This is a genomic window from Allobosea sp. TWI1241 (genome assembly GCF_039673065.1).
Taxonomy (GTDB): domain Bacteria; phylum Pseudomonadota; class Alphaproteobacteria; order Rhizobiales; family Beijerinckiaceae; genus Allobosea.
In genome coordinates, this window is sequence record NZ_JBDJKW010000034.1 from 1 (window position 1) to 694 (window position 694).

Sequence of the window (694 nt, forward strand, 5' to 3'; positions counted from 1 at the left end):
CCCGAGGTTCGCATCATCGCCGCAGGCGGCGCGCCCCGGGGCGTGCGGAGGGTGGCTCAATCCCTCCGCGCCGCTTCCCGGCTCAGTGGAAGCGGACCAATAACCAGCGCCGCGCGGCGCTCCGCTGCCCCTCTCCACGCTGATCCGACCCGCGGGCGTTTGCCCGTGGGGCCGCGGAGGCGTGCCCTGTTGACGCGCCGCGCCCGGCGCCGTGTGCCGCCTGCCGCCTCGGCGCGCCGGCCGGCGCCGCGCCGTCCCGCCTTCCCAACCCTACGGAGGATATGCCATGGCCCGCTCTCCCAGCCGTCCCCGCTCTCCCAGGCGCGCCCGTCCTGCCGCCCCCGCCTCGGGCGCCGAGAAGCTCGCCGCCGTCGAGGCGCTCCGGGTCCGGCTGTATGCGACGCTCAGTGCCGGCATGGAGAGCTATCGCCAATGCGACGACAGCGCCTGCCGGCGCGCCAGGCGCTGCCTCGGGCCGCAGCCGGCGCTCTGCGTCCGCGGGTCCTTCCAGGCGCTGCCGCCGCCGCTCGGCGCCGCGACGCTGCTCGCCTTCCGCCTCGTGGCGGAGGGCATGAGCCGCGAGGAGGCGATCCTCGAGGCCGATCGCCGCATCGTCGCGCAGTTGCAGGACATGCGCGCGGAAGAACGGCGCGGGGAAGAGTTGCGCGGGGAAGAGCCGGACCCGCGGCCGGAG

Annotated in this window: 1 protein-coding gene; it reads left to right on the plus strand. The window is 76.5% G+C overall.

The window, feature by feature from the left end; genetic code table 11:
* Positions 1–286: 286 nt before the first annotated feature.
* Positions 287–694, plus strand: a 408-nt coding sequence (locus ABE438_RS20325) for a hypothetical protein (protein ID WP_346504494.1), incomplete at its 3' end; no start/stop codon positions are given.